Raw genomic sequence first — 24,561 nt, 5'->3', positions numbered from 1 at the left:
AATTGTGTTTTTAGGGTATAATCTGTCGTGAAATACTTTGTTCTAAAGAAATAATGGTTTCAGTCCTTTCAATTCCCTTGATATTTTGTATCTCATTTCTTAAAACCGACATGAGATGATCATTATCTTTACATAATATTTTGATGAAAATTGCATAATTTCCTGTTGTAAAATGTGCTTCGATAATTTCAGGAATTTGCATCATGCTTTTAATGGCTTCTTTGTACTGGGCCGATTTTTCAAGAAAAATACCCACATAAGCGGTAGTTTTATATCCTAATAATTTATAATTCAAAGGGGTAACCGGATCTTCTATGATTTTTGCTGCTTCCAGTTTTTTAATTCGTTGATGAATTGCTGTGGATGAAACTCCTACCTGTTTTGCTATTGTTGAAACCGGTATTTTCGAATTCTCCATTAATGCTTTTAAAATGATTTTATCGATACCGTCTAATTCTACTGTATGTATATCTGATATTCTCATTTTTCGGTAAAATTACAAATACTAAATTAATATTATACAATTTTATATTTTATCTTTTATATTTTTAACAATTTCTACAAGATTTAAATTATTTTTACTTTTTGTCCTTGTATTTAAAAATAAGTACCTTTGGGATTAATAATTTTAAATAGCTGTACATGCAGGACAATATGCTTAATCATCCCGGATTAATTACCATATTCGCGGTTTCGATTATTATTATGCTACTTCTTGACTTAGGAATTCTCAATAAAAAATCTCATGCTGTTTCTAATAAGGAAGCTGCGATATGGTCGGTAGTTTGGATATCATTAGCCATGATTTTCAGTGGGATTATTTATTTTGTTTTTAAAGGGGCTGATGGATCAAAATTCGCCCTTGAAAAATTCTCTCAATTTCAATCTGCTTATTGGATAGAAAAAGCACTATCCGTTGACAATCTTTTTGTATTTATAATGGTTTTTGGATTTTTTAAAATCCCGAAAGAATATCAACATAAAATTTTATTTTGGGGTATTATTGGTGCCTTGGCTTTCCGCGCCGTATTTATTTTCTTAGGTGTAGAAATGATTAATAAAACCTATCTTCCTCCTTTTTCCATCGGAAATTTTCATTTTATTTTAGACCAACAAAGTGCGGAACATGCCGATTATAGTCAAATGCTGTTTTTCAGGCCTAATATAATTTTAACTATTTTTGGATTCTTCCTTATTTATGCCGGTATCCATTCTTGGACATCCAAAGAGGATGACAACTCCGACAAAAAAAATCTAAATGAGAGTTTCGGTGCTCGTTTTGTAAAACGATTTTTTAAAGTATCTGATGAATTAGACGGAAGTAAATTTTTTACAGTTAAAAATGGGATTAAAATGGCAACCCCTTTATTTACTGCTCTAGTTATCATTGAATTTACTGATTTAATTTTTGCAGTGGACTCCATACCTGCTATCTTCGCTATTGCACCTAATGACCCGTTTATTTTATATACCTCTAATATATTTGCCATTTTAGGTTTGCGATCTCTTTACTTTTTACTGGCTAATTTTATGTATATGTTCAGTAAATTAAAATATGGATTGGCTGTGATCTTAAGTTTTATAGGAGTTAAAATGTTGGTAGCTCCTTTTATACATATTTCATCGATAGTTTCTTTAGGAGTTGTGGCAGGAGTACTTGTAATTTCAGTATTGCTTTCATTAACTTTTCCTGAAAAAAAAGAAAAAAATGTTTAATAATTTAAAATAAAAATTAGAATTTACAATGAATAAACCTATTTCGGAATTTATTGAAAAATATTTTTTACATTTCAATTCTGCAACCTTGGTAGATGCTGCTAAAGGTTATGTAGCTCATCTTAAAGATGGGGGTAAGATGATGATTACTATGGGAGGTGCCATGAGTACCGCTGAATTAGGAAAAATTTTGGCTGAGATGATTCGCCAAGATAAGGTATCCATTATTTCTTGTACGGGAGCTAATTTAGAGGAAGACATCATGAATTTGGTGGCTCATTCCCACTACAAGAGAATTCCTGAATATCGCGACCTGACTCCTCAACAAGAATGGGAATTACTTGAGAATCATTTAAATCGCGTTACAGATACGTGTATTCCGGAAGAAGAAGCTTTTCGACGTATCCAACAACATATTGAAAAAATATGGAAAGATGCAGACGATAAAGGAGAAAGATATTTCCCTCATGAATATATGTATCAAATGCTTCGTTCGGGAGTATTGGAACAATATTACGAAATAGACCCTAAAGATAGTTGGATGTTGGCCGCTGCTGAAAAAAATTTACCTATTGTAGTTCCGGGTTGGGAAGACAGTACTATGGGTAATATTTTTGCTGCTAATGTGATTAAAGGAAATTTGAAAGCTTCAACCATGAAAAGCGGTATTGAATATATGATATATTTAACCGAATGGTACCGAAACAATTCTGAAGGTAAAGGTGTAGGATTTTTCCAAATAGCCGGAGGAATATCCGGAGATTTTCCTATTTGTGTAGTTCCTATGATGTATCAAGATTTAGAGTGGGAAGATGTTCCGTTCTGGAGCTATTTCTGTCAGATATCCGATTCAACCACCAGCTATGGCTCATATTCGGGGGCTGTTCCCAATGAAAAAATAACCTGGGGTAAATTAGATATTGATACTCCTAAATTTATTATTGAGAGTGATGCAACTATTGTAGCTCCGTTAGTTTTTGCTTATATTCTAGAAATGTAGTAAGATAAAATTATTAATTTACACTATAAAAAAGTTCGGAACTAAAATTCCGAACTTTTTTTTATATTATCTTAAAAGATTACGATACCATTCCCAAAGAACTATTCCGGCACAAACGCTTACATTTAAAGAGTGTTTCGTTCCAGATTGAGGGATCTCAATAAAAATATCTATTAAATGGAGAATAGAATCACTGATCCCTTCAACTTCATTTCCGAAAATTAAGACATACTTTTGTTCCTTGTTTATTGGATAATCTTGCAATAAAATGCTTCCTTTCACTTGTTCTACACCTACAATACTATACCCTTCGTTTTTTAAGTTAGTTATTAATTCACTTATATTTTCCTGATGCTCCCATTCAACGCTTTCCGTAGCTCCCAAGGCTGTTTTTTGGATTTCACGATGAGGAGGGCACGGCGTAATTCCGCATAAATAAATTTTATTTATAGCAAAAGCATCTGAGGTTCTGAAAACCGATCCAACATTATGCATGGAACGAACTTGATCCAGCAATACTATTACGGGAATTTTCTCACTTTCTTTATAATCTTCAAGTGATTTTCTGTTTAACGATTCTAATTTTAATTTCTCTACTCTTTCCTGTTGCTGCATATTTTCAGTAATGTTGATAGATTTTTAGAAGTTTCATATATTTTTTTACCTTTTCTTTACTACCGGTAAAATTTCATTTTTCGATAATGCGTATTTTTTCATTTCACTTTCGGGTAAAGTTTCATAATACTTTACTTGCTCTACTTGAAACCCTGCGTTTTCTAAACGTTCAAAATAATCCAACCCATACCATCTCACATGATCATATTGTCCGAAATGTTTTTTTCTTTCTTCTTTGTCTGTGATGGAGAAATCTTCGTATGTTTTGTTAGATCCATATCTCATGGGTACTTGAAAAATTCCCCATCCTCCCGGCTTCATCACCCTGTATAATTCTGACATTGCTTTACGATCATCTTCTATATGTTCCAAAACATGATTGCAAAAAATAACATCAAATTCGTTATCTTTAAAAGGCAGGTTCAAAATATCCGCTTTAACATCTACAATAGGAGAATAAAGATCAGCTGTTGTATAGTCTAAATTTTTTAATTTTTTAAACCTTTTTAGGAAGCATTGCTCCGGAGCAATACTTAAAACTTTTAAATTAGCTGAAAAAAAATCAGTATCTTTTAGCAAATACAACCACATTAACCTATGTCTTTCAAGAGATAATGTCCCCGGTGCTAAAGCATTATTTCTAGGTTTACCGTAACCGTACGGCAAAAATTTTCGATATTTTTTACCGTCTATTGGGTCTACAAATTGATCTCCTTTGTAAAACCACGCAAAAAAAGGAGCAAAGAAATAGCTGAATTTAATAAGAATCGGTCTAGGTATTAAATTCAAAAAAAACTTAAATACTTGCTTCATTAACTAAATTAATTCTGCGCGGGTTGGTATAAAAATTCATCCTCTTCATTGGAAGTAATGCCTAAAGCATCATATATGTATTTATAAGTTGAAAGCAGTTTTGGCTCTCCATCAACTACTGCAACATCGTGTTCAAAATGACAAGAGGGTTTGTTATCCCGCGTGGTGACTGTCCATCCGTCGTTATGGAATTTAACTTTATATGTACCTAAATTGACCATCGGTTCAATTGCTATTACTAACCCTTCTTCTATTTTCGGACCATTGCCTTTTCTTCCATAATTAGGAACTTGCGGATCTTCATGCATTTCTTTACCCAAACCATGACCTACTAATTCGCGTACTACTCCATATCCTGCATTTTCACAAATTAATTGTATCGCAAAACTTATGTCCCCTATTCTATTTCCTGCTTTGCATTTTTTTATTCCTGCATATAAACTTTGTTTGGTAATTCGCATCATTTTATCAACTTCAGGATCAATGCTTCCTACAGAGAATGTATACGCTTGATCACCGTAAAATCCATTTTTTAATGCTCCACAATCAATGGAAATTATATCTCCATCTTCGAGCGGTTTATTATTAGGTATACCGTGAACCACTTGTTCATTAGGAGACATACATAAAGTATTAGGAAAGTCATACAATCCTAAAAAACCGGGAATAGCACCGTGATCTCGTATATATTCTTCAGCAATTTTATCTAAATGTAAGGTAGTCACTCCGGGTTTAACTTCTTTTGCCAGTACTCCCAAAGTTTTAGAAACCAATTGAGCGCTTTCGTACATCAATTCAATTTCTTCTTTTGTTTTTAATTGTATCATAATTTAAAAATTCTTGAAAAAAAACCTCTCTTATTTTTATGTTTTCTTTTTGAATAAGCCAACACTTGTCTTCCCTCTACGCCAAATTCTATCTTTTCCTTTATAATTTCATAAACTTCTCCCCATCCGGGAAATCCACCTAAATTCCTGTCATCAATGAAATAATCGGCATTTATTTTTCTACTTTGGGTCTCTCTATCAAATATTTCCCCTTCAAAACTTGAATTCACTGCATAAAATTCAATTCCGTTTTTATAACAAAATTCTACGGCTTCTTCTAATCTCTTACCATGTCTATAAGTCCAAAGGATTAAACGAAAACCTCTGCTCTGAAGTCTTTTCATTGTTTCAAAAGCAAAAATCATCGGTTTACCAATTTCCGGATATTTATCTTCTACAATTGTCCCATCAAAATCAATAGCTATTATCTTATTATTCATATAATTATACTACAAGTTAGTTCTGTTTACTCTTTTAAGTTTAGTGTTCAAATTAGTGTTCTAAATTGTCATTAATTTTCCAAATTTACAAGTTTTTAATCAATAAATTTTTTGTTATCCACTTGGATATTAGCCTGAAATAATTTAAGAAATCTTTTATATCAAATTCGGTTATAATTTTTATAATTTTTGGTATAATATTAGATGAGAAAATTTTTAGTTCTGAAATATTAATTAAAAAAATAAAGGTCTATGAAATTAAAACTTTTAGTTATGACTGCTTTTTGCATCTTACTTTCCAGTTGTGCATTAACTACTTCCTATGATTTTGACAAAACGGTTGATTTTTCAAATTATAAATCTTTTACCATTTATCAACAGGGTATCGATAAATTAAAATTGAATGATATTGACAAAAGTCGTATCATCCGTGCTTTAGAGGATCAATTAAAAAGCAAGGGATTAACAGAAAGTGCCGACGGAGATTTGATCGTAAATGTTCTTGCTTCATCAAAAAAAGTAATTAATGTTGATAATGATCCATATTGGAACGGCCCGTGGGGATGGGGATATTATTGGGCTCCTTCCAGCACAGTTTATGAAACTCGTGAAGGAAAACTAACGTTTCATTTAGTGGATTCTAAAAAAAATATTCTAGTTTGGGAGGGTATGGTTGATGGTTTTGATGTTGGTAATATCAAAAATAAAGAGGAACAAATAAATAAAGCCATTCAAAAAATATTTAATTATTATCCGCCTAAAAAGAAAAATAACTCATATTATTAAAAAAATAAACACATCTAAAGCCTCAAAATTTAAATTTTGAGGCTTTATTTATCTAACCTAAACTATTTTATTTTTTACTAATAAATTATTTTTGAGATCTTTAACTAGATATTAACGTCCATTGCTAAATGAGATCATCCTCTTAAATTTGTTGCAAAAAAATTTTTCTTCTAAATTTATTAATGAAATTTTTTGGTAATTTAATCCATAAAATTTTTGTAGGAAATTAAGTACCCAAATAAATTTCCCAAAAAATCTTTACTCTTTTAAATTTTTAAATATTTACCCTATCTGCCAAAGTGACATAATGAATAAAAAAAGGGTTTATCTAAGTCAATAGGGATATGAAAACCTCTCACTATAAGTAAGAACGCTACTCTTTTTGCCACAAAATTTAGTACAATATTGATGCTATTATGGTAACAATTGTAAGACTTCTTCCAAAATATCGACTCATTATTTGTTCATAATTTCTTTAAAAAAAATATACTTCTGAGGATTTACTATGTGTTTCATTTACTATTTATTTTAATAATAAATGAGATAATTTTAAACTAGCTAAATCATTATTTTTTTATGAACATTTGTAAAAACTTTTCGATATTTAAACAAGAATTAAAAGATATTTATACTTTTGCACTTGATATCATTTCCCTTATTTAAAAATTCAAAAAAGCCGGAATGAATTTTAACACATTTTTTCGTAAAAAAAATATTTCTGATTTACAGGATACAACACAAAAATCTGAATTAAGCAGAGTATTAACTGTAAAGGATTTAACTTTTTTTGGAATTGCTGCGATTATAGGCGCCGGCATTTTCAGTACCATCGGAAGAGCCTCTTATGAAGGAGGACCCGCCATTTCATTACTCTTTATCTTAGTGGCTGTTGCTTGTATTTTTACCGCATTATGTTATGCGCAATTTGCTTCTATGATTCCGGTGAGCGGCAGCGCTTATACTTATGCTTATGTTTCTTTAGGTGAAATATTTGCTTGGACTATCGGGTGGGCTTTAATACTTGAATATGCTGTATCAAACATGGTGATCGCAATCTCTTGGTCGGGATATTTTGTGTCTATGTTGCAAGGTTTTGGCATTCATTGGCCTGATTGGCTTTCCATTGATTATTGGAATGCTCACAGAGCTTATCTTGAATATCTTGCACATCCTCAAAGTCTATCCCAAAATGATCTTAGATTATCGGAAATATATCAATCTGCTCCGGAAATTGCCAACATAAAAATAATATTTAATTTACCGGCGGGATTAATTACCTTATTAGTTACCACCCTGGCGTACGTAGGAATTAAAGAATCTACCCGTGTAAGTAATGCTTTAGTTTGGATTAAATTATCTGTAATCATAGGCATTATTTTAATTGGTGTATTTTATATAAAACCGGATAATTGGTCGCCTTTCTTTCCTAATGGTTTAGGAGGAGTTATGGGAGGAGTGGCTGCCGTATTTTTTTCTTTTATCGGGTTTGATTCTATATCAACTACAGCTGAAGAAGCTAAAAATCCACAAAGGGATTTGCCTCGTGCCATGCTATATTGTATTATAATTTGTACCGTTTTATATGCTTCAATTGCATTAATATTGACCGGTATGGTTAATTATAAAGAATTACGTGTTGATGACCCGTTGGCGTATGTTTTCAATAAAATAGGAATAAATTTTATAGCCGGAATCATTTCCGTGAGTGCAGTAATTGCCATGACAGGAGCCATTCTTGTTTACCAGATCGGACAACCGAGAATATGGATGACCATGAGTCGAGACGGTTTATTGTGGAAGCCTTTTGGTACTATTCATAAAAAATATCATACCCCCGGATTTGCAACTATTATTGCCGGTTTCTTTGTGGGAATACCTGCTATGTTCCTGGATATGCAGTTGGTTGTGGATTTGACAAGTGTGGGAACTTTTTTCGCTTTTATTTTAGTTTGTTCCGGAGTTTTATATTTAGATAACAAAGGTCTTTCTCATCAAGCAAAATTTAAATTAATTTATATCAACGGTCAATATTTAATTCCTTTATCTTTTTGTTTGGCAATTATTTTGTTCTTAACTCAAACCAATTATAAGGAAATCCTTGCCGATAAACCTTTATTAGCTATTTTTTGGATTATCTGGTTCGGTTTATCTTTAGGTGCATTCAAATATAAATTTTCGCTAATACCTATTCTCGGTATTTTGTTTAATTTATATTTAATGACGGAATTAGGATGGTCTAATTGGGGAATGTTTATATTATGGCTATTGATCGGATTATCAATTTACTTCTTATATGGAAGGAAAAACAGTAAACTCGAAAAATTAATTCAAACTTCTCATAATCATTAATTATTTTAAATTATTTATACTATAGTAATTTTATCTTCAAATAATTTTGTATTAAATAAATTACATTAATCTTAAATATTTTCATTTTCATAAAATTTTGCGTCTTTCCAATATAAATTTTGGATACAAACAATTAAAATATGCTAAAAGATATTTTTGTTTCAATTAACTATATATAATTATCCATCAATACTTTAGAAAATAAAGTTTCTTTTAATTTCAATATTTATTTTATTTCTTTCATATGAATTTAAAAATAATCATGACGAAAAAAAATAAACTTATTATCTTTGCAAACGCTAATTAGCTTGAAAGTAAATTTTTTCTTGCTCAATAAATATAATTAAGTATTATGAATCAGAACTTAATAAATTTTTTTCCAAAAGAAAATGAAATTCCTGAACATTTTCGACTTCAAAACGAAATCTCTCAGAAAAGAGTATTGATCGATGGAGAATTTATTGAATGGGAAGGTCCATTTCAAGAAGTTTATTCTCCTATTTATACCCGTTCAAACTCTACAGATGAGTTAGTACAAACTAAATTAGGGAGCTATCCAATCTGTACTTCTCTAGAAGCTGAAAAAGCCTTACAGGCTGCTTTAAAAGCTTTTAACGGAGGAAGAGGAGAATGGCCGTCTATGTCTGTTTCTCAAAGAATCTCTGCGATGGAAAATTTCATCGTTAAAATGGTTGAGCAAAGAGAAAAAGTAGTAAAATTACTAGTTTGGGAAATTTGTAAAAGCTATAAAGACTCCGAAAAAGAATTCGACAGAACGGTTGATGCAATAAAATGTTCTATTGAAGCTCTGAAAGAATTAGATATAAATTCATCTCGTACAAAAACAGATGAAGGGGTGGTTGCTCAGGTTAAAAAATCTCCATACGGAGTTGTCCTTTGTATGGGTCCTTACAATTATCCGTTAAATGAGACTTTTGCGACTTTGATACCTGCTTTATTAATGGGTAACACCGTATTGTTCAAACCACCGCGTCGTGGGACATTATTGTTTGAACCTTTATTAAATGCATTTAAAGAATGTTTTCCTGCAGGGGTTATCAATACTTTATACGGTAGAGGTAAAGATGTTATACCTACTTTAATGCAATCAGGTAAAATTAATGTATTAGCATTTATCGGATCCAGTAAGGTAGTAAATGGAATGATTAAAGAACATCCTAATGCAAACAGTCTTCATTCCGTGTTAGGATTAGACGCCAAAAATGCGGCTATTATCGACAAAACTGCTGATATCGATTTGGCAGTTAAAGAAGCTATTTTGGGTACTTTTTCTTTCAACGGACAAAGATGTACGGCTTTAAAAATACTATTTGTACATTCTTCAATTGCTGATGAATTCAATAAAAAATTCACTGAGGAAATATCTAAATTGAAAGTGGGAATGCCATGGGAAGATAATGTAACCATTACTCCGTTAGCTGAACCGGACAAACCTCAATATGTTCAAAAATGTATTGATGAAGCTTTAGAAAACAACGGTGAAATTATCAATAAAGAAAATGGAGGAGGACAAATTTTAAATTCATTAGTTAGCCCAACTGTAATTTATCCGGCTAATGAGAAAATGAATCTATTATATAATAATGAGCAATTTGCTCCTATCATTCCGATAGTTCCTTTTGACGATCTTGAATCTCCGATTAGCTATATTACCAATTCAACTAAAGGACAACAAGCAGCCATCTTCAGTAATGATGAAGATACTGTATCTTATCTTGTTGATGCCCTATGTTGTCAAGTAGGTAGAATCAATATTAATGCTCAATGTCAACGTGGACCTGATACGCTTCCTTTTAACGGTAGAAAAAATTCAGCTTTAGGTACTTTATCAACCATTGACGCATTATATGCCCTATCTATCGACTCTGTTGTAGCTACCAAGGATACTAAATCAAATGACAATTTGATTGACTCTGTTATAAAGAGTGGTAAATCTTCAAGATTAAGCTAATTTGAGGTTTTTTATCTTATAATATCAATTATTTTATAAAATGGAACCATCTATCTTCGTATAGATGGTTTTATTTTTTATGAAATATGCTAAGCTTTATTAAAAAGGGAAATTCATACATTTAAAAATTTATATCATTAATCGATCATTTCCTCATATCTCTTTTTTATCTTTTCAAATGCGGGACTCCGTTTTAGTTAACACTATTTTTTATTCTGTTAAATTTATAATAAGTTTAGAAAAAGTTTTCAATAGTGAAGTTAAACTGCATATATCAGATAAATATATGACAAAGTGTACTTTGGTTTAGAATTTGTACCGATACATTATACACGAAATATCCACGTATAAAAAATTTGACTTACACTATATGGCATATATTGATTATTATAAAGTTTTAGGATTAAGTAAAAATGCTTCTCAGGATGATATCAAAAAGGCATACCGAAAATTAGCCCGAAAGTACCATCCGGATTTAAATCCTAATGATAAAGAAGCTAATGTAAAATTTCAGCAGATAAATGAAGCTAATGAAGTTTTGGGCGATCCCGAAAAACGTAAGAAGTATGATCAATACGGCGAAAATTGGAAACATGCAGAACAATTTGAACAAGCACGTCAACAACAAGGAGGCGGTGGCGGTCAATACTATTATGACAATTCCGGTAACCCTTTTGAAGGTTTTTCCCAAGGTTTTGGTACGGAAGGTTTTTCTGATTTTTTTAGTGATCTTTTTGGTGGAAGAACCGGTAGAACTCATCGAAGAAGTTCTCAATTTAAAGGGCAAGATTATACCACAGAATTACGTCTTTCCTTGCGAGACGCAGCAACCACACATAAACAGACTCTTAACGTCAACGGTAAACAAATACGTATTACCATTCCTGCAGGCATCTCTAATGGTCAGCAAATAAAATTGAAAGGTCAAGGGGGCCCGGGTGCAAACGGAGGGCCTAACGGAGATTTATATATTACTTTTACTCTTTTGGAAGATCCTAAATTTAAAAGATTACATAATGATTTAACCACTACTGCAGAAGTAGACCTTTATACAGCTGTTTTAGGGGGAGAAATAACCGTTGATACTCTGGATGGCAAAGTTAAACTCAAAGTGAGTCCGGGTACACAAAATGGAACTAAAGTGCGATTGAAAGGTAAAGGATTTCCTGTGTATAAAAAAGAAGGAGAACATGGAGATTTATTCGTGATTTACCAAGTAAAAATACCTACTCACCTTTCTGAAAAGCAAAAAAATTTATTTAAACAATTAGCAGAATCATAAAATTATCTGATACATGAAAAATGATTTGATAACTATAGAAGAATATTCCATACATTATAATGTAGATGTATCATTTATTGAGGATTTAGAAAATTTGGGTATTATCCATACCGTTCAAAAGGAGGAAATAAAATACATTCCTTTTGATATTCTTTCCGATTTAGAATCTTATTCCAGAATGTTTTATGATATGGATATAAACCTTGCAGGAATTGATGCTGTAAAAAATTTACTTTTTAAAATACGTAAACTCCAACTTGAGATGACCGAACTTAAAAATAAGCTTAAATTTTATGAATAAATAAAAATATTCTGTTATTTAAAAATTTAATTTAGCTTTAGTAATATAATAGCCATACATTTTAAAAATGTATGGCTATTAACATATATGTACAAACTTTATAAAAAATTCTTAAAAATTACTCCTCCTTGTATCCATCTACCCGGCATGGGTACCAAATTTGATTCTGTATATTTAGTATTGAGTATATTGGTCATTTGGATGTATAACTGTAAATGATTGGTTTGATACATAAGACGATCATCCAATAAATGGTAATCATCTAAGTTTACTCTGTCATTGTATCTATAAATTATTTGATTGGATATATTCTTGAGAAGTTTATGCTCTACTTTTACTACTAACTGATGTCTTAAATTATCTAATGAATATCTAGAGTACGCTCGGTCAGAATATTTTAAATTTTTATCCAAATAAGTATAACCTAAATTGATTGATTTTATGAAGAGTGCCGTAAAAGAATAATTAAAATCAACTTCTACACCATCCGTATTTATTCTTGAAATATTTTCGGGCTTCCATTTACCTTCTTCACTATCTTTTGTCCAATCTATACTTTTTCTTGATTCCCTTCTAAAAAGGCTGATGGTAGTTTTTATGTTTTTATGATTCAATCGATATCCCAATTCATAAGACAAAGCATTCTCCGGTTTTAAATTAGTATTTCCTTCTGTGACCGGATCTGTATAATTAAGATCTGTATACGTAGGAACTCTATAGGTTTTTCCTAAATTAGCAAATAATTTATTTTGTTGGTTTATACTGTATCCAATATCAATTCCCGGATACCAAAAATTCCCAAAATCCGAATAGTCGGAAAAGCTAATTCCCGGAGTAATATCCAATCTGTTTTTAAAAAACATAAATCGATGTTCCAAAAATGCAAAATAAACTGTCCGATGATTTTTTCCTAAATTATTGGAAGATAAATATTCCTTTCTAAAGTCCAATCCAACGCCGGTGATTCCTAAAGAAAATGAATAGTTTGTATTGGCTTCGATTCCTGCATTATTACCTATATGAAGGTTTCTATATTTTGAGGGATTATGTCTTTCGAAAATATATTCGTCTTGAGACCTTCTCCAATAAGCATTGGATTCCCATTTGAATTTACCTGATTTTTGATTCCAACCAATGCTAACCAAGGAAGTTTGAATTGCTTCGTATTGATCTTTTGCTAAAGGGGAGGAATAAAATCCGTTAGCTCCAAATTTTTTATCAATAAATCCTCCTTGTAAACGAAGTTCTCCCCCGTTTAATTTATACTGATTCTGATACCATACATTTTTAACTTGATAGTCCGTATTATAACGATATCCATCAGATTGTGAAGTTTCCGCTTGAATAAACTGAGAAAATTTTTTTCCTGAAACATTTAATGATGCACCTAAAGATGTCGTATTAAAATCACCTAAAGATCCTGAAATTGTTAAATCATTCTTGGTAGACGGACGAGTAACAATATTAATAGCACCGGCATATGCATTTTGCCCAAAACGACGAGCTGCAGGACCTTTAATTATTTCAATTCGTTCAATGGAAGCTAAATCTAACGGAAGATTCATGGTATTATGTCCGGTTTGGCTATCATTCATGCGTATTCCATTGATAAGAATTAATACTTGTTCAAAAGAACTTCCTCTTATACTAACATCGGCTTGTACTCCATGCGCTCCTCTTTGTCTTATATCTATTCCTGAATAATAAGAAAGAACTTCTTCAATACTGGAGGCAGGCATAGCTTTGATTTGTTCTTTCGTAATTATCTGAACATCTTGTGAAGTTTTGTTAAAAGGTAAGGAAAGTGTTTTCCCTTGAATTACAACTCCTTCAAGTTCCTTACTCTCCTGCGCAACCAGTACTAAACATATAAACAAGGCAATAATTGAATAAAATAGTTTCATATTCTATTGTTCACAGCAAATTTTCGCAGTAATTAGTTAAAATTTATTTTTATACTAGTTAGTTTATACAAAAGTAGTAACTTTCCGGATGATTAAACTATACCAGTTTTATTATTATGACTAGTCCGGATTTACTACCTTATTATAGCTTGATACATATCGACCGAAACGCTAAAGTTTCTGTATATCTTCAAATTACCACTCAGATCATCAATGCTATTCAAAGAGGTTATTTAAGTATAGGTACGAAACTTCCCGGAACGCGTATTTTAAGTAATCTTATTCAAGTAAATCGCAACACAATCGTTAAAGTATATGATGAATTGCATGCACAAGGATGGATTGAAGTTCATCCCAATAAGGGCAGTTTTATCATTCAAAAAGACAATGTGACTAATAAAAAAATTAAATCCATATCTAAAGATTCTTTGACTCATTATCCTTCTAAAACGGGATTTTCATATAGAACTTCCAATTTATTGGATAACCCTTTTGAATCTTCAACTTGCTCATGGATGTTAAACGATGGTGGACCCGATACTCGACTTTTACAAATGAATACCTTATCAAGCCTCTATTCATCAAACCTTAAAAGAAAAAGACATTTTACCAAAGGAAATAATGAAGTTCCTGAAAAAAGTGAATATCTAAAAAAAAACTTATCTAATTTTTTAAATCTATCTCGGGGATTACATATTTCACCAAAAAATCTACTTATCACGCGAAGCATCGAAATGGGAGGTTATATCGCGGCAGAATTACTTATTACCCCAAAAGATATTGTATTGGTCGGAGAACCTAGTTATTTTTTGATCAATATGATTCTGCAAAAAGTTGGTGCAGATATAATAACCATTCCTGTTGATGATGAAGGTATATCTCCGGATGCTGTTAAAAAAATTTGTCAAAAAAGAAAGATTCGTATGTTATATATAACTCCGCACCATCATTATCCAACAACGGTTTCTTTAAGTGTAAAACGTCGTATGGAATTGTTGGAATTATCTCAACAGTATGGATTCATTATTTTAGAGGATGATTATGATTATGATTTTCATTACGAAAACAATCGGATTCTGCCTCTTGCTAGTGCAGATACCTCGGGAATGGTCGTTTATATCGGTTCGTTTGGAAGATCTTTAGCCCCGGGATTCCGTAAAGGCTTTGTGATCGCTCCTGAGAATTTAATTTTAGAAATGCAAAAATTATCAAACATGCTTGACAGGCAAGGAGATATTTTTATGGAATATGCTTTGGGCGAACTTATTGAAGAAGGTGAATTTAACAGACACCTGAGACGTACCTCTGCTATTTACAAAGAAAGAAGAAATTTTCTGGCATCTATATTAAACACTCATTTGAAGGATTATTTAAATTTTTCTTTGCCAACCGGTGGATTGGCTTTTTGGACACAATGGAATTCATCGGTAAATTTGATGAAATTACGAGAGTATTGTCTAAAGGAAGACTTGCTCATTCCTAAGTCCTTGCTCTATCAAACGCACAATTTATCTGCTATGAGATTGGGATTTGGAAGTTTTACCACAGAAGAAATGGAGGAAATCATCTATAAAATCAAATCAGCTTTATCACGTTTAGAAAAAAAATAGATCCATTATCCACAATTAATCAATCATTTAATAAAATATTTATAAAAATTATATTAGATCGTAACGACATTTTTCAACGTTACTACTTTTCGTTTTGAAATTTTAAAACCGACAGTCTATAAGTAAAATTTGAAGTTTTTAAGTTGATTTTTGAATCAATTAGATAATAGTACAATTACTCAGTTACTCAGCTTGGCTCTGAAATGGGTGTAATATATAAACACTAGAAACCCAATGAATGTTAATACAACACCCGGCAAAGCACTATATTCATAGGGATAATTTTTACTGATAGGAATACCTCCTAAATAAGCGCCTAAAGCATTTCCTATGTTAAAAGCTACCTGTGCCATTGCTGAACCTAACATCTCTCCTCCTCTTGAGTTATGCAACAATAAAATTTGTTGAGGAGCTGATACAGCAAAAAGACACCCCGTACAAAGGAACATAAGTAGTAACGAAAGGATTTGAGATTTGCTGAATAAAAAGAAAAATAATAAGGATAGCATCGCCAACCCTTGGGTAACTGTAGCTACCTTTTGCGGAGAATATTTATCCGATAATTTTCCACTCAACAGATTTCCAACTACCATTCCCAAACCTGCAAACATCATTACTCCTGTCATAGATTCTTCTGAAAAGCCAACCGAATGGGTCATAATTGGATTTATATAACTATACCAACAAAATATACCTCCATTTCCTAAAATGGTTGTTACGACAATCAGCCACGGATTCAAGTTCTTCAAAAAATGAAATTGATCTTTAAATCTAGTATAGGGAAGCGGTTTCAATTCAGGAACAAATTTTTTAATGGATATGAAAATTATGATTCCTAATAAAGCTATAAGAAAGTATGTAATTTTCCACGAAAAATGATGGCTTATGAATGTACCCAAGGGAACCCCTAAGAGGTTAGCAATCGTCATTCCTGAAATCATTCCCGAAACGGCAGAAGTTCCTTTTCCCTTAGGTGCCAGTTTACTGGCAACAATGGAACCGACACCAAAATAAGCGCCATGTGGAAGACCTGAAATAAATCTGAACAATACATTCAATTCATAATACGAAGTCAAAGAAAAAAATAAATTACCAAATATGAAGATTAAAATAAGAATTAACAATATTCTTTTTAAGGGAAGTTTACCGGATATTAACACCAGTAAGGGGGCTCCGATAGCAACCCCGAGAGCATAGGCCGATATAAAATGCCCCGCTTTTGGTATGCTTATAGACATATCTCGTGCAATATCCGGTAGTATGCCCATCATGCCAAATTCAGACATTCCCAATCCTAAAGTACCTAAAGCTAACGCTATGGTAGATTTTTTCATATTTTTTCAACTGCCTGTTTACTAAACAAAATTATAGGAAATTATTCCTTATTCCGCAGTTTCCGGCAAAAAAATATTTATCGTATATTTGGTTAAATTATAATACAGGAAATCATGAATATAACAGATATTTCAGGAACAACTACTCTTTCCAACGGTGTAAAAATGCCTTATTTGGGTTTAGGCGTGTATAAAGCTGACGGAGGGCAAGAAGTAATCACTGCTATACATGATGCCTTAGATGCAGGATATCGTCATATTGATACGGCTGCTTATTATTATAATGAAGAAGGAGTTGGAAAAGCCATCCAATCTGCTTCAATTCCTCGTGAAGAAATTTTTGTAACTACCAAAATATGGTTCAGCAGACAAAGATATGAGGACACTTTTAAAGCATTTGATGAATCTATGGAAAAACTTGGTCTTGATTATCTTGATCTATATTTAATCCATTGGCCTCATCCGGATTTCTATTTGGAAGCATGGAAAGCAATGGAAGAATTATATAAGGCGGGTAGAATACGTGCAATAGGTTTATGTAATTCTTTGCAGCATCATATCCAAAAAATTATAGATTTGGGACAAACCGTTCCTATGGTTAATCAAATGGAATTCCACCCCAATTTAGTACAACAGGATTTATTGGATTTTTGCAAAAAAAATCAAATTCAATACGAAGCTTGGTCTCCTTTAAAAAGAGGGGCTTTGTTTAACGATCCTTTACTTTTAGAATTAGCTCATAAGTATAATAAAAATGTAGCACAAATTATTATTCGATGGGATTTGCAAAAAGGGGTAGTTACTATTCCTAAAAGTACAAAAAAAGAAAGAATTATTTCCAATGCTGATGTTTTCGATTTTCATTTAAGTGATGAAGATGTAAAAAAAATAGATTCTTTAGATTCCAATGATCGAACCGGTGCTCATCCCGATCATTTTTTGGAATATTTTGCTAAAAAGGGAATCAAATAATGCAACTATCATATAACTCATTTTTTAAAGAACGATTCATTTAAACTCAAAAAAATATATCAATTTTTTTGGAGTTTAATTATACATATTGAAATATTTATTAATTCTTTTTTATAAATACTATTTCTTATAACCTTGAATTTGCTTTATAGACAAAAAGTATATACTTAATGTAAGAGTAAACTTTCCTAAATTAAATTTCAACTAATTACAGCTAAAAAATATTTACATAATATTGTAAAAATTTTTTAGACGTTATCGTAATTAAAACCAATTCCTAAATGAAAATTGCATACTGTATAGGTAACATTCATAATTCCGGAGGAATAGAACGTGTGATTTCAATTAAAGCCAATTATTTGGTTGACAAAGGCTATGAAGTTCATATTGTCGTTATTTATCCATCTTCTCAAAAGCCTTTTTTCAACTTTGATTCCCGTATTAAATTTCATTATTTGAATTTGGATTTTGAAAAAGATAGGGGATTGAAAAAACATATTAATTTTAAAAAAAATAAAAAAATTTTTCTTCAAACTATCGGAAATCTTTTTCAGAAGATTAAGCCCGATATAGCTATATCCACTTTTTGTAAGTACTCGAAATATATTTTTGAGTTAAATGATGGAAGTAAAAAAATTATTGAACGACATTTCGCTAAATACAAACGTGCGCAATATTATTCAAAATTGGATAATTATTTTCTAGGAAGAATCATAACGTATTTATACCGTAAAACAGATTATGATATTGGTAAGAATTTTGACCGATTTATAGTTTTAACGAATGAAGATAGAGAATCCTGGGGAAATACTCTTCCCAACCTTGAGGTAATTGAAAATCCACTTACTATATTACCTAAAACTCATGTATCTCTTGAAAATAAAATAGTAATTAGCTTAGGCCGATTAAACCAGCAAAAACAGTTTGATCATCTTATTGAAATATGGAACACTATTGTTCAAAAACATCCGGATTGGAAATTGTTACTATATGGAAATGGTGAGAAAAAAAGAGAGCTTGAAGAAATGATTGATCGATTAAATTTAAATTCCAACATTGAATTACATCCGGCGACTTCGGATATAAGCTCTGTTTTGATAAATAGTTCCATTTATGCTATGACTTCAAAATATGAAGGATTTCCATTGACATTAATTGAATCTATGGTTCATGGAGTCCCTCCTGTTTCCTATACCTGCAAATGCGGACCTAAAGAAATTATCCATGATGAAGTAGACGGATTATTAGTTCCTTTTAATGATAAAGAAATTTTTGCTCAAAAGCTCTCCTACTTAATAGAAAATGAAACTATTAGAAAACAAATGGGAAAAGCGGCTTCTGAAAATATTCTGCGTTATTCACAGGATATAATCATGCAAAAATGGATGAATTTGTTTCAGCGATTAGTAGAAAGTTAAAGTCGGGGTGCAGACTTTATCTTTTTATTATAAAATTCTACTTTTGTTTTAAAATACTTTGATTTACGAATTTTCCCCGCATCTGTAATAATGAGGCAACTATAATCCGGATAGTGGTTAATGAGTTTGCGTCCGGCTTTTACTCCTAGTACCATTATTGAGGTACTGAATCCATTGGCCGTTTCTGCATTCGGACCTATCACACTGACACTTTTAATTCCTTTTACGGGATATCCCGTGCGAGGATCGATAATATGAGAATATTTTTTTCCTTCTAATTCGACATATTTTTCATAAGAACCGGATGTTGTGACGCATTCATCTTTAAGTGTAAAAAAACCTGTTATGTCTGAAGGCTCAAAAGGATTAATTATTCCAATGTTCCAATATTCTCCATTAATTTTATGCCCCCAGACACTTATATCTCCTGAAGCATTGATTATCCCCGCTTTTACATTATTCTTCACCATTAGTTCTTTTGCTTTATCAGCTGCATATCCTTTTCCAATGGATCCAAATCCTATTTTCATTCCGGGGAGCTTTAAAAAGAGAGTAGAGTGTAAAGTATCTATAATGATATTTTTATAGCCTATTTTCTTTATGGATTCTTTGATTTGCTCCTCTAAGGGCACTTTTTTCATAGAACCGTCAAATTTCCAAATTTTATCCATAGCTGCAAAACTTATATCAAATGCTCCTTCTGTAATCTCTGAAATTTTAATTGCTCTTCGGGTAAGTTCCAATACTTCTCGATCTACTTTTACGGGTTGTATACCTGCATTTTGGTTAACCTTTGAAACTTGCGAATCAGGCTTCCAATCCGATATTAAATTTTCAATCCGTACTATTTCATCGATAGCCTTATCTATGTATTTTTCTGCTTGTAGGGAATCTTCTGCTAGTATTGAAAAGTCAAACTTACAACCCATTAAAGTTGCCGTGCGGTTTCGTTGTACTTGCGAATTACCGTTTATGCAAGATAATACAAATAATGCTGCCAATAGTACATATTTCCCTCTCATATTTTTACTACTTCTCTTGAAATTGATTAATAACAATCGGTTACAATTTGTCCTTTTCTTTTGTAATCATTACATTTTTTTAGACTATTTACAAAAACTACCTCATCCAAGACTTTTTCTACCTCCAGTTGCATTTGCAAAGCTCCACAAATCATGATTACTCCTCCCTCTTCCAATAAATTAACAAAAAAATCTCTGTCATTTTGAATTAAATCCATCACATATTTATTTTCTGTATCTGATGAATACGAAAAATTATATTGTTCTAAATATCCTTGGTTCATTTGTTCCTTCAAAAAACAAATATATTGATCTACTATTTCACATCGCTGTCTGAATCCGCAATACAAATAAGTTTTAACTTTGGTTAAATTTTGATCGATCATTCCTAAAAAGGGACCTATTCCTGTTCCATTGGCAATCATAACTACTTTATTTGCTTTTTCGGGAAAATGAAAAGAAGTGTTAGTTAAGATTTTCCCGTATATGGTATCTCCTTTTTTCCGATTTATTAAATATTCTGACGCCAAGCCGCTCGGATAATATTTTATTGATAACTGTATGTTATGATTGACTTTAGCTATGGAATAATATCTTTCCTTATTGTCTTTACAGGGATAAACAGCAAGGATATCTCCTGAAGTAAATTTTTGTTTACCGGGATGTATTTGTACTATAAAAGTTTCTTTAGAATCATTAGGTATGTAAACCTCCTCTATCTTCATTTTTATACGATTTTTGGGTTTACTTGTATAAAATTTGGCATCAGCATATAGTTTGATACCCGTTTTATTATTCCATTCTTTTATCCATGTTGTGAATTCATCTATTGATTGGTCGTTTACTGTGTGTAAATCTAATATCGATTCGCTCCATGCCTCTTTTTTGATTTGTTCGTCTACAGTTTTAGCAAACAAACAGTAATCTTCATAGGATTTTGATCCAAACCCAACTACACTGAACTTAACGTTTTGGTTTTGTGGATTTTCTTTTAGAAGTGTTTCGAATTTACGCGCATTTGAAGGAGCATCTCCCAGTCCATAGGTTGAAGTTAAAATTAGTATATATTCCGCTTTTGGAAATACTTGGTACTTATTAAGCTCTGTTAGATAGGATCGATAATTTTGCGAAACCATTTGTTGATGAATTGAATGAGCCATGTTGAACGTACTTCCATTTTCTGATCCTACCAAAAGTATAATTTGACTATCTTCAGGTAGGTATTTATTTTTAAAATTACGTTTTCCTCTTTTCCAAGTTATTGTAAATCCTGAAACTATAAAAAACAATATATATACACCGGCTATAAAAAGAATGACAGCCCAAACTACATGAGTTCTGCCGGTATGAAGGTCTAAACTTAGAGTTGCTAACTTTTTTGAAATCGGATCATTAACTTGAGAGACAACCTCACCTGTTAAAGGACTGACGGTTAATTCTTTATCTTTTAATTTTAAAATTAAATATTCGTCGGGATCATCGGAAAACGGAAATTCTATTTTACGAACTTCTGAAAGTTTAATTCGTGAAAAAAGAGGGATATCTTTATATAATAGTTTCTTTGTTGTAGTTTGATCTTGAGGGGAATGAAAAATAATTTTCTCACCTTCTTTGGAAAAAAAATGAAACCTTTCTAAACATAGATAACTTCCGGTTAATGAAATTATACCAATAGGTATAAGCAGTACACGTCCAAACAAAGTATGGTAATATTGAGAAAAAGATGCTTTTTTTATTTTTGAAAAAAAGTTGCTGAATTTTTTCTGTCTTTTTATTATAAGTATGCTTCCCGAAGTTGCTATTAAAAAAAGTAAAAATGAATTGATACCCACAAGTATGCGTCCTGTTTCATGCATAAACAGGGATCTATGTAATGAGGCAACCCACAAGATAAAAGAATTGTTTTTTTGTGGTTTTCCTATGATAGTTCCCGTTTTAGGGTTTATATATCCTACTACCTCCTCCCCATTCGTATCGGTTCCTTGTAATTTTACAAACGATTTTTCATTAATTTCCAATTCAGAAATTTCCTGAACAGTAGATTGTAATGCTGAAAGAGTCTGCGCAATACTAATACGATTTAAATCATGAATGCAATATGGTGACGTATTTTCTTCAATGGTATAAAAAGCAAGTATGGATCCCGTTATGGAAGCCATACTCAAAAATATGAAAGAAACTAATGCTAAAGTTAAGTGAGCATATCTCCAAATGGAAAGCGTCATTGAATTATTGAATCTTACTTAGTCTCACATAATTTATATATCCCGTTCCGGATATTTTACCCGTAAAGGCTTGAGAATTTAAAGGGATTTCCAGATCTTTTACATAATAATTTTGATCTTCAACAGCGGTTTCAAATCGGAGTTTATATCCCTTATCAATTTTAGAATCTTCAATTTCCAACGTGGTTATGCTACGGTCTCCGCCGGTTACGGATGCTCCGGTTTTAGCATCTATAGTTTTCTTTTTTGAATTGTATTTATGCCATTCTTTTAAGGTATTATACCATCTTTTATCTTCTCCCATTATATATAATGTCTTTTCATATTGACCTTGCGGAGAAATTAATGATACTACTATGTAGGCACCTTCTCCTATATAATTATTCATTTGAAGTAAACATTTATATTTATGAGTCTGTGCATGGCCCATAAAAGGCAACAACATTAGAAGTAAACTGTAAGCTGCTATTTTAATATTCATCTTCATAATAGATTATTTTAAGAAATCAACGGATACTTTATTTTGAGTTAAGATTTTGTTTTCTTTTGCTAAATCATAGGCTGTTTCTCCAAACTCTGTTTTTAGGTCTTTTTTTGCACCTAAAGATAGCAGATATTTCAAAATAGTATCGTCTTTAGCAATCATTGCGGCTCTTTGTAAAGGAGTTATCCCCTCGTTATTAGCTGTATTAACGTCTACTTTCAATCCTGAAATTTTTTTAATCAAATTGATATCATTTTTACCGACTGCTAAATGATAGAAAGTATTGCCTTCTTCTTGTTTTGCATTAAAATCTACTCCTTTATCTTTTAGTAATTCTAAATTTGCATCAAAATCTTTATTTCTAGGATGATAGGATTGGATAAGATAATAAACCAAACTGTTTCCTTTGTTATCTTTCTGATTTATATTAGCTCCATTAGCAAGTAACAAAGCAATCATTTCCGGTGTACTAGATTTTACTGCTAACATTAGAGCACTTTCTCCTTTATTGTTAACTTCATTGATATTTTTAACTAAAGGTAAAAATACTTGTGTATTTTTAATATCTTTTCCTGAAGCACTTTTTATAAATGCTGTATTTCCTTCTTTATCTTTTTTTTGTGAATCAACCTTTTTAGAAATAAAATAGTTGATAATTTCTGCCTGATCCGGTTTTGTTGCGACTATATGAAGTACGGTTTGTTGATCGTCATTAACGACTAAAGGATTTAATTTTATATCTTCTACCAAATATTTAAAAACATCTAAGGTATTGGCTGTTCTCCGTGTAGCTTCAGCTGCCAGTAAGAGAGCATTGTTGGTGCTTTTTACCCCTCTTGTTTTCAATTTTTTTAGTAATTCTATATCGCCTTTTCTGGCCGCATAATCAAATGCTGTGCTTCCTTTATCGTCTGTGTCCAATAAAGAAAGACCTTTGGATTGTAAATAATCGGTAAGGTGAAGATCAGAATCATAGGGAATAGCTAAAAGCAATATGGTTGCCCCGTTTTTATATTTTTGCTTAGGATTTAATCCGGCATCAAAAAACAAGCGATAGATTTCAACATTGGTTTGACCTGCATTTGCTGCAAATACTAAAGGAGTGAGCCCGTGGGAATCTTCTAAATTGATATTGCTCTTTTTATCGATTAAATATTTTATTAATTCAGTATTTCCTTTTAAAGCTGCCCAATGTAAATAAATTCTGTTATCATGAGTTAATTTATTTATGTCATTTCCTTTCTGTTTTAACAGGTATTTAATAGTTTCTAAAGGGGCTTCATTTAGTATGGCAACTGTAACAGCGTCAAATTTGTTATCATTAAACTCATTCGGACTGTTACCTTTTTTAATTTCTGTTTCAACTGCTTGTAAATCGGGTTTATTTTTCCAAAAGTTATTATCTAACAAGGTATTATTTATTTGAGCATTCATCCAAATGGATGCCATGCAAAGTAGAGTTACGAAACTTCTTTTCATTTTTTTTATATT

General features: G+C 31.6%; 21 protein-coding genes. 10 read left to right on the top strand and 11 right to left on the bottom strand.

Translation table 11 applies throughout. The annotated features are described in order from the left end of the window. Positions 1-10: 10 nt before the first annotated feature. Positions 11-484 (bottom strand): Lrp/AsnC ligand binding domain-containing protein, encoded by a 474-nt coding sequence (locus J3U20_RS05155; protein WP_160541906.1) that lies wholly within the window; start codon positions 482-484, stop codon positions 11-13. A 158-nt stretch (positions 485-642) separates the two neighbouring features. Between J3U20_RS05155 and J3U20_RS05150 the strand changes: the two genes are divergently transcribed. Next, entirely contained in the window at positions 643-1,716 is a 1,074-nt protein-coding gene (locus tag J3U20_RS05150) for a TerC family protein (protein WP_160541905.1), read from the top strand. 28 nt (positions 1,717-1,744) lie between these two features. Next, positions 1,745-2,716 carry a deoxyhypusine synthase family protein gene (locus tag J3U20_RS05145; RefSeq protein ID WP_105298079.1) on the top strand — a complete coding sequence of 324 codons (972 nt, stop codon included), beginning with the start codon at positions 1,745-1,747 and terminating at the stop codon, positions 2,714-2,716. 66 nt (positions 2,717-2,782) lie between these two features. Here the strand turns inward: J3U20_RS05145 and J3U20_RS05140 are convergent, their stop codons facing one another. Genes J3U20_RS05140 through J3U20_RS05125 form a run of 4 tightly spaced genes read right to left on the bottom strand, consistent with a single transcriptional unit; the run spans position 2,783 to position 5,411 of the window. Then, a complete protein-coding gene (locus J3U20_RS05140) occupies positions 2,783-3,331 on the bottom strand; it encodes an RNA methyltransferase (RefSeq protein WP_160541904.1) in 549 nt (182 codons plus the stop codon). A 45-nt stretch (positions 3,332-3,376) separates the two neighbouring features. Further along, on the bottom strand, positions 3,377-4,144 hold the full coding sequence (locus J3U20_RS05135) for a class I SAM-dependent methyltransferase (protein WP_160541903.1): 768 nt from the start codon (positions 4,142-4,144) through the stop codon (positions 3,377-3,379). Between the two features lie 8 nt (positions 4,145-4,152). Further along, a complete protein-coding gene (map, locus tag J3U20_RS05130) occupies positions 4,153-4,971 on the bottom strand; it encodes a type I methionyl aminopeptidase (protein WP_160541902.1) in 819 nt (272 codons plus the stop codon). Then, complete coding sequence (locus J3U20_RS05125; protein WP_160541901.1) at positions 4,968-5,411, bottom strand: BT0820 family HAD-type phosphatase; 444 nt, start codon at positions 5,409-5,411, stop codon at positions 4,968-4,970. The genes map and J3U20_RS05125 overlap by 4 nt, the downstream gene beginning before the upstream one ends. 252 nt (positions 5,412-5,663) lie before the next feature. Here J3U20_RS05125 and J3U20_RS05120 point away from each other — a divergent pair, with 252 nt between their 5' ends. From J3U20_RS05120 to J3U20_RS05100, 5 genes are all read left to right on the top strand, one after another. After that, positions 5,664-6,197 (top strand): DUF4136 domain-containing protein, encoded by a 534-nt coding sequence (locus J3U20_RS05120; protein ID WP_160541900.1) that lies wholly within the window; start codon positions 5,664-5,666, stop codon positions 6,195-6,197. Positions 6,198-6,878: 681 nt separating this feature from the next. After that, positions 6,879-8,546 (top strand): amino acid permease, encoded by a 1,668-nt coding sequence (locus J3U20_RS05115; protein WP_160541899.1) that lies wholly within the window; start codon positions 6,879-6,881, stop codon positions 8,544-8,546. A 352-nt stretch (positions 8,547-8,898) separates the two neighbouring features. Continuing rightward, positions 8,899-10,518, top strand: coding sequence for an aldehyde dehydrogenase family protein (locus J3U20_RS05110; protein ID WP_160541898.1), 1,620 nt, complete (start codon positions 8,899-8,901; stop codon positions 10,516-10,518). 370 nt (positions 10,519-10,888) lie between these two features. Beyond that, entirely contained in the window at positions 10,889-11,800 is a 912-nt protein-coding gene (locus tag J3U20_RS05105; protein ID WP_160541897.1) for a DnaJ C-terminal domain-containing protein, read from the top strand. Between the two features lie 13 nt (positions 11,801-11,813). Beyond that, the gene (locus J3U20_RS05100) at positions 11,814-12,101 is read left to right on the top strand and encodes a chaperone modulator CbpM (RefSeq protein WP_105298088.1); all 288 of its coding nucleotides are present in this window, start codon (positions 11,814-11,816) and stop codon (positions 12,099-12,101) included. A gap of 98 nt (positions 12,102-12,199) precedes the next feature. Here the strand turns inward: J3U20_RS05100 and J3U20_RS05095 are convergent, their stop codons facing one another. Beyond that, positions 12,200-14,005 carry a TonB-dependent receptor plug domain-containing protein gene (locus tag J3U20_RS05095; RefSeq protein ID WP_160541896.1) on the bottom strand — a complete coding sequence of 602 codons (1,806 nt, stop codon included), beginning with the start codon at positions 14,003-14,005 and terminating at the stop codon, positions 12,200-12,202. Positions 14,006-14,121: 116 nt separating this feature from the next. On the opposite strand from J3U20_RS05095, the gene J3U20_RS05090 reads away from it, so the two are divergent. Continuing rightward, positions 14,122-15,615, top strand: a complete 1,494-nt coding sequence (locus J3U20_RS05090; RefSeq protein ID WP_160541895.1) for a PLP-dependent aminotransferase family protein — start codon at positions 14,122-14,124, stop codon at positions 15,613-15,615. 179 nt (positions 15,616-15,794) lie between these two features. Here J3U20_RS05090 and araJ read toward each other — a convergent pair whose 3' ends face one another. Next, the gene (gene araJ, locus J3U20_RS05085) at positions 15,795-16,949 is read right to left on the bottom strand and encodes an MFS transporter AraJ (protein ID WP_160541894.1); all 1,155 of its coding nucleotides are present in this window, start codon (positions 16,947-16,949) and stop codon (positions 15,795-15,797) included. A gap of 114 nt (positions 16,950-17,063) precedes the next feature. Between araJ and J3U20_RS05080 the strand changes: the two genes are divergently transcribed. Both J3U20_RS05080 and J3U20_RS05075 read left to right on the top strand, forming a co-directional pair. After that, complete coding sequence (locus J3U20_RS05080; RefSeq protein ID WP_160541893.1) at positions 17,064-17,921, top strand: aldo/keto reductase; 858 nt, start codon at positions 17,064-17,066, stop codon at positions 17,919-17,921. Positions 17,922-18,202: 281 nt separating this feature from the next. Further along, entirely contained in the window at positions 18,203-19,339 is a 1,137-nt protein-coding gene (locus tag J3U20_RS05075; protein ID WP_160541892.1) for a glycosyltransferase family 4 protein, read from the top strand. Here J3U20_RS05075 and J3U20_RS05070 read toward each other — a convergent pair. From J3U20_RS05070 to J3U20_RS05055, 4 genes are read right to left on the bottom strand one after another with little or no spacing between them, the layout of a single operon-like run. Beyond that, on the bottom strand, positions 19,336-20,361 hold the full coding sequence (locus J3U20_RS05070) for an FAD:protein FMN transferase (protein WP_160541891.1): 1,026 nt from the start codon (positions 20,359-20,361) through the stop codon (positions 19,336-19,338). The two genes, J3U20_RS05075 and J3U20_RS05070, sit on opposite strands and share 4 nt — an antisense overlap. Positions 20,362-20,387: 26 nt before the next feature. Then, positions 20,388-22,586: a PepSY domain-containing protein gene (locus J3U20_RS05065; protein WP_160541890.1), complete on the bottom strand. Its 2,199-nt coding sequence runs from the start codon at positions 22,584-22,586 to the stop codon at positions 20,388-20,390. Between the two features lie 4 nt (positions 22,587-22,590). Beyond that, positions 22,591-23,073: a DUF2271 domain-containing protein gene (locus J3U20_RS05060; protein WP_160541889.1), complete on the bottom strand. Its 483-nt coding sequence runs from the start codon at positions 23,071-23,073 to the stop codon at positions 22,591-22,593. Between the two features lie 6 nt (positions 23,074-23,079). Then, positions 23,080-24,549: an ankyrin repeat domain-containing protein gene (locus J3U20_RS05055; RefSeq protein WP_160541888.1), complete on the bottom strand. Its 1,470-nt coding sequence runs from the start codon at positions 24,547-24,549 to the stop codon at positions 23,080-23,082. Positions 24,550-24,561 lie beyond the last annotated feature (12 nt).

The organism is Apibacter sp. B3919 (assembly GCF_026537405.1).
Lineage (GTDB): Bacteria > Bacteroidota > Bacteroidia > Flavobacteriales > Weeksellaceae > Apibacter.
Note: the sequence above shows the minus strand (reverse complement) of the source record. Positions and strands in the feature narration are given on the sequence as shown.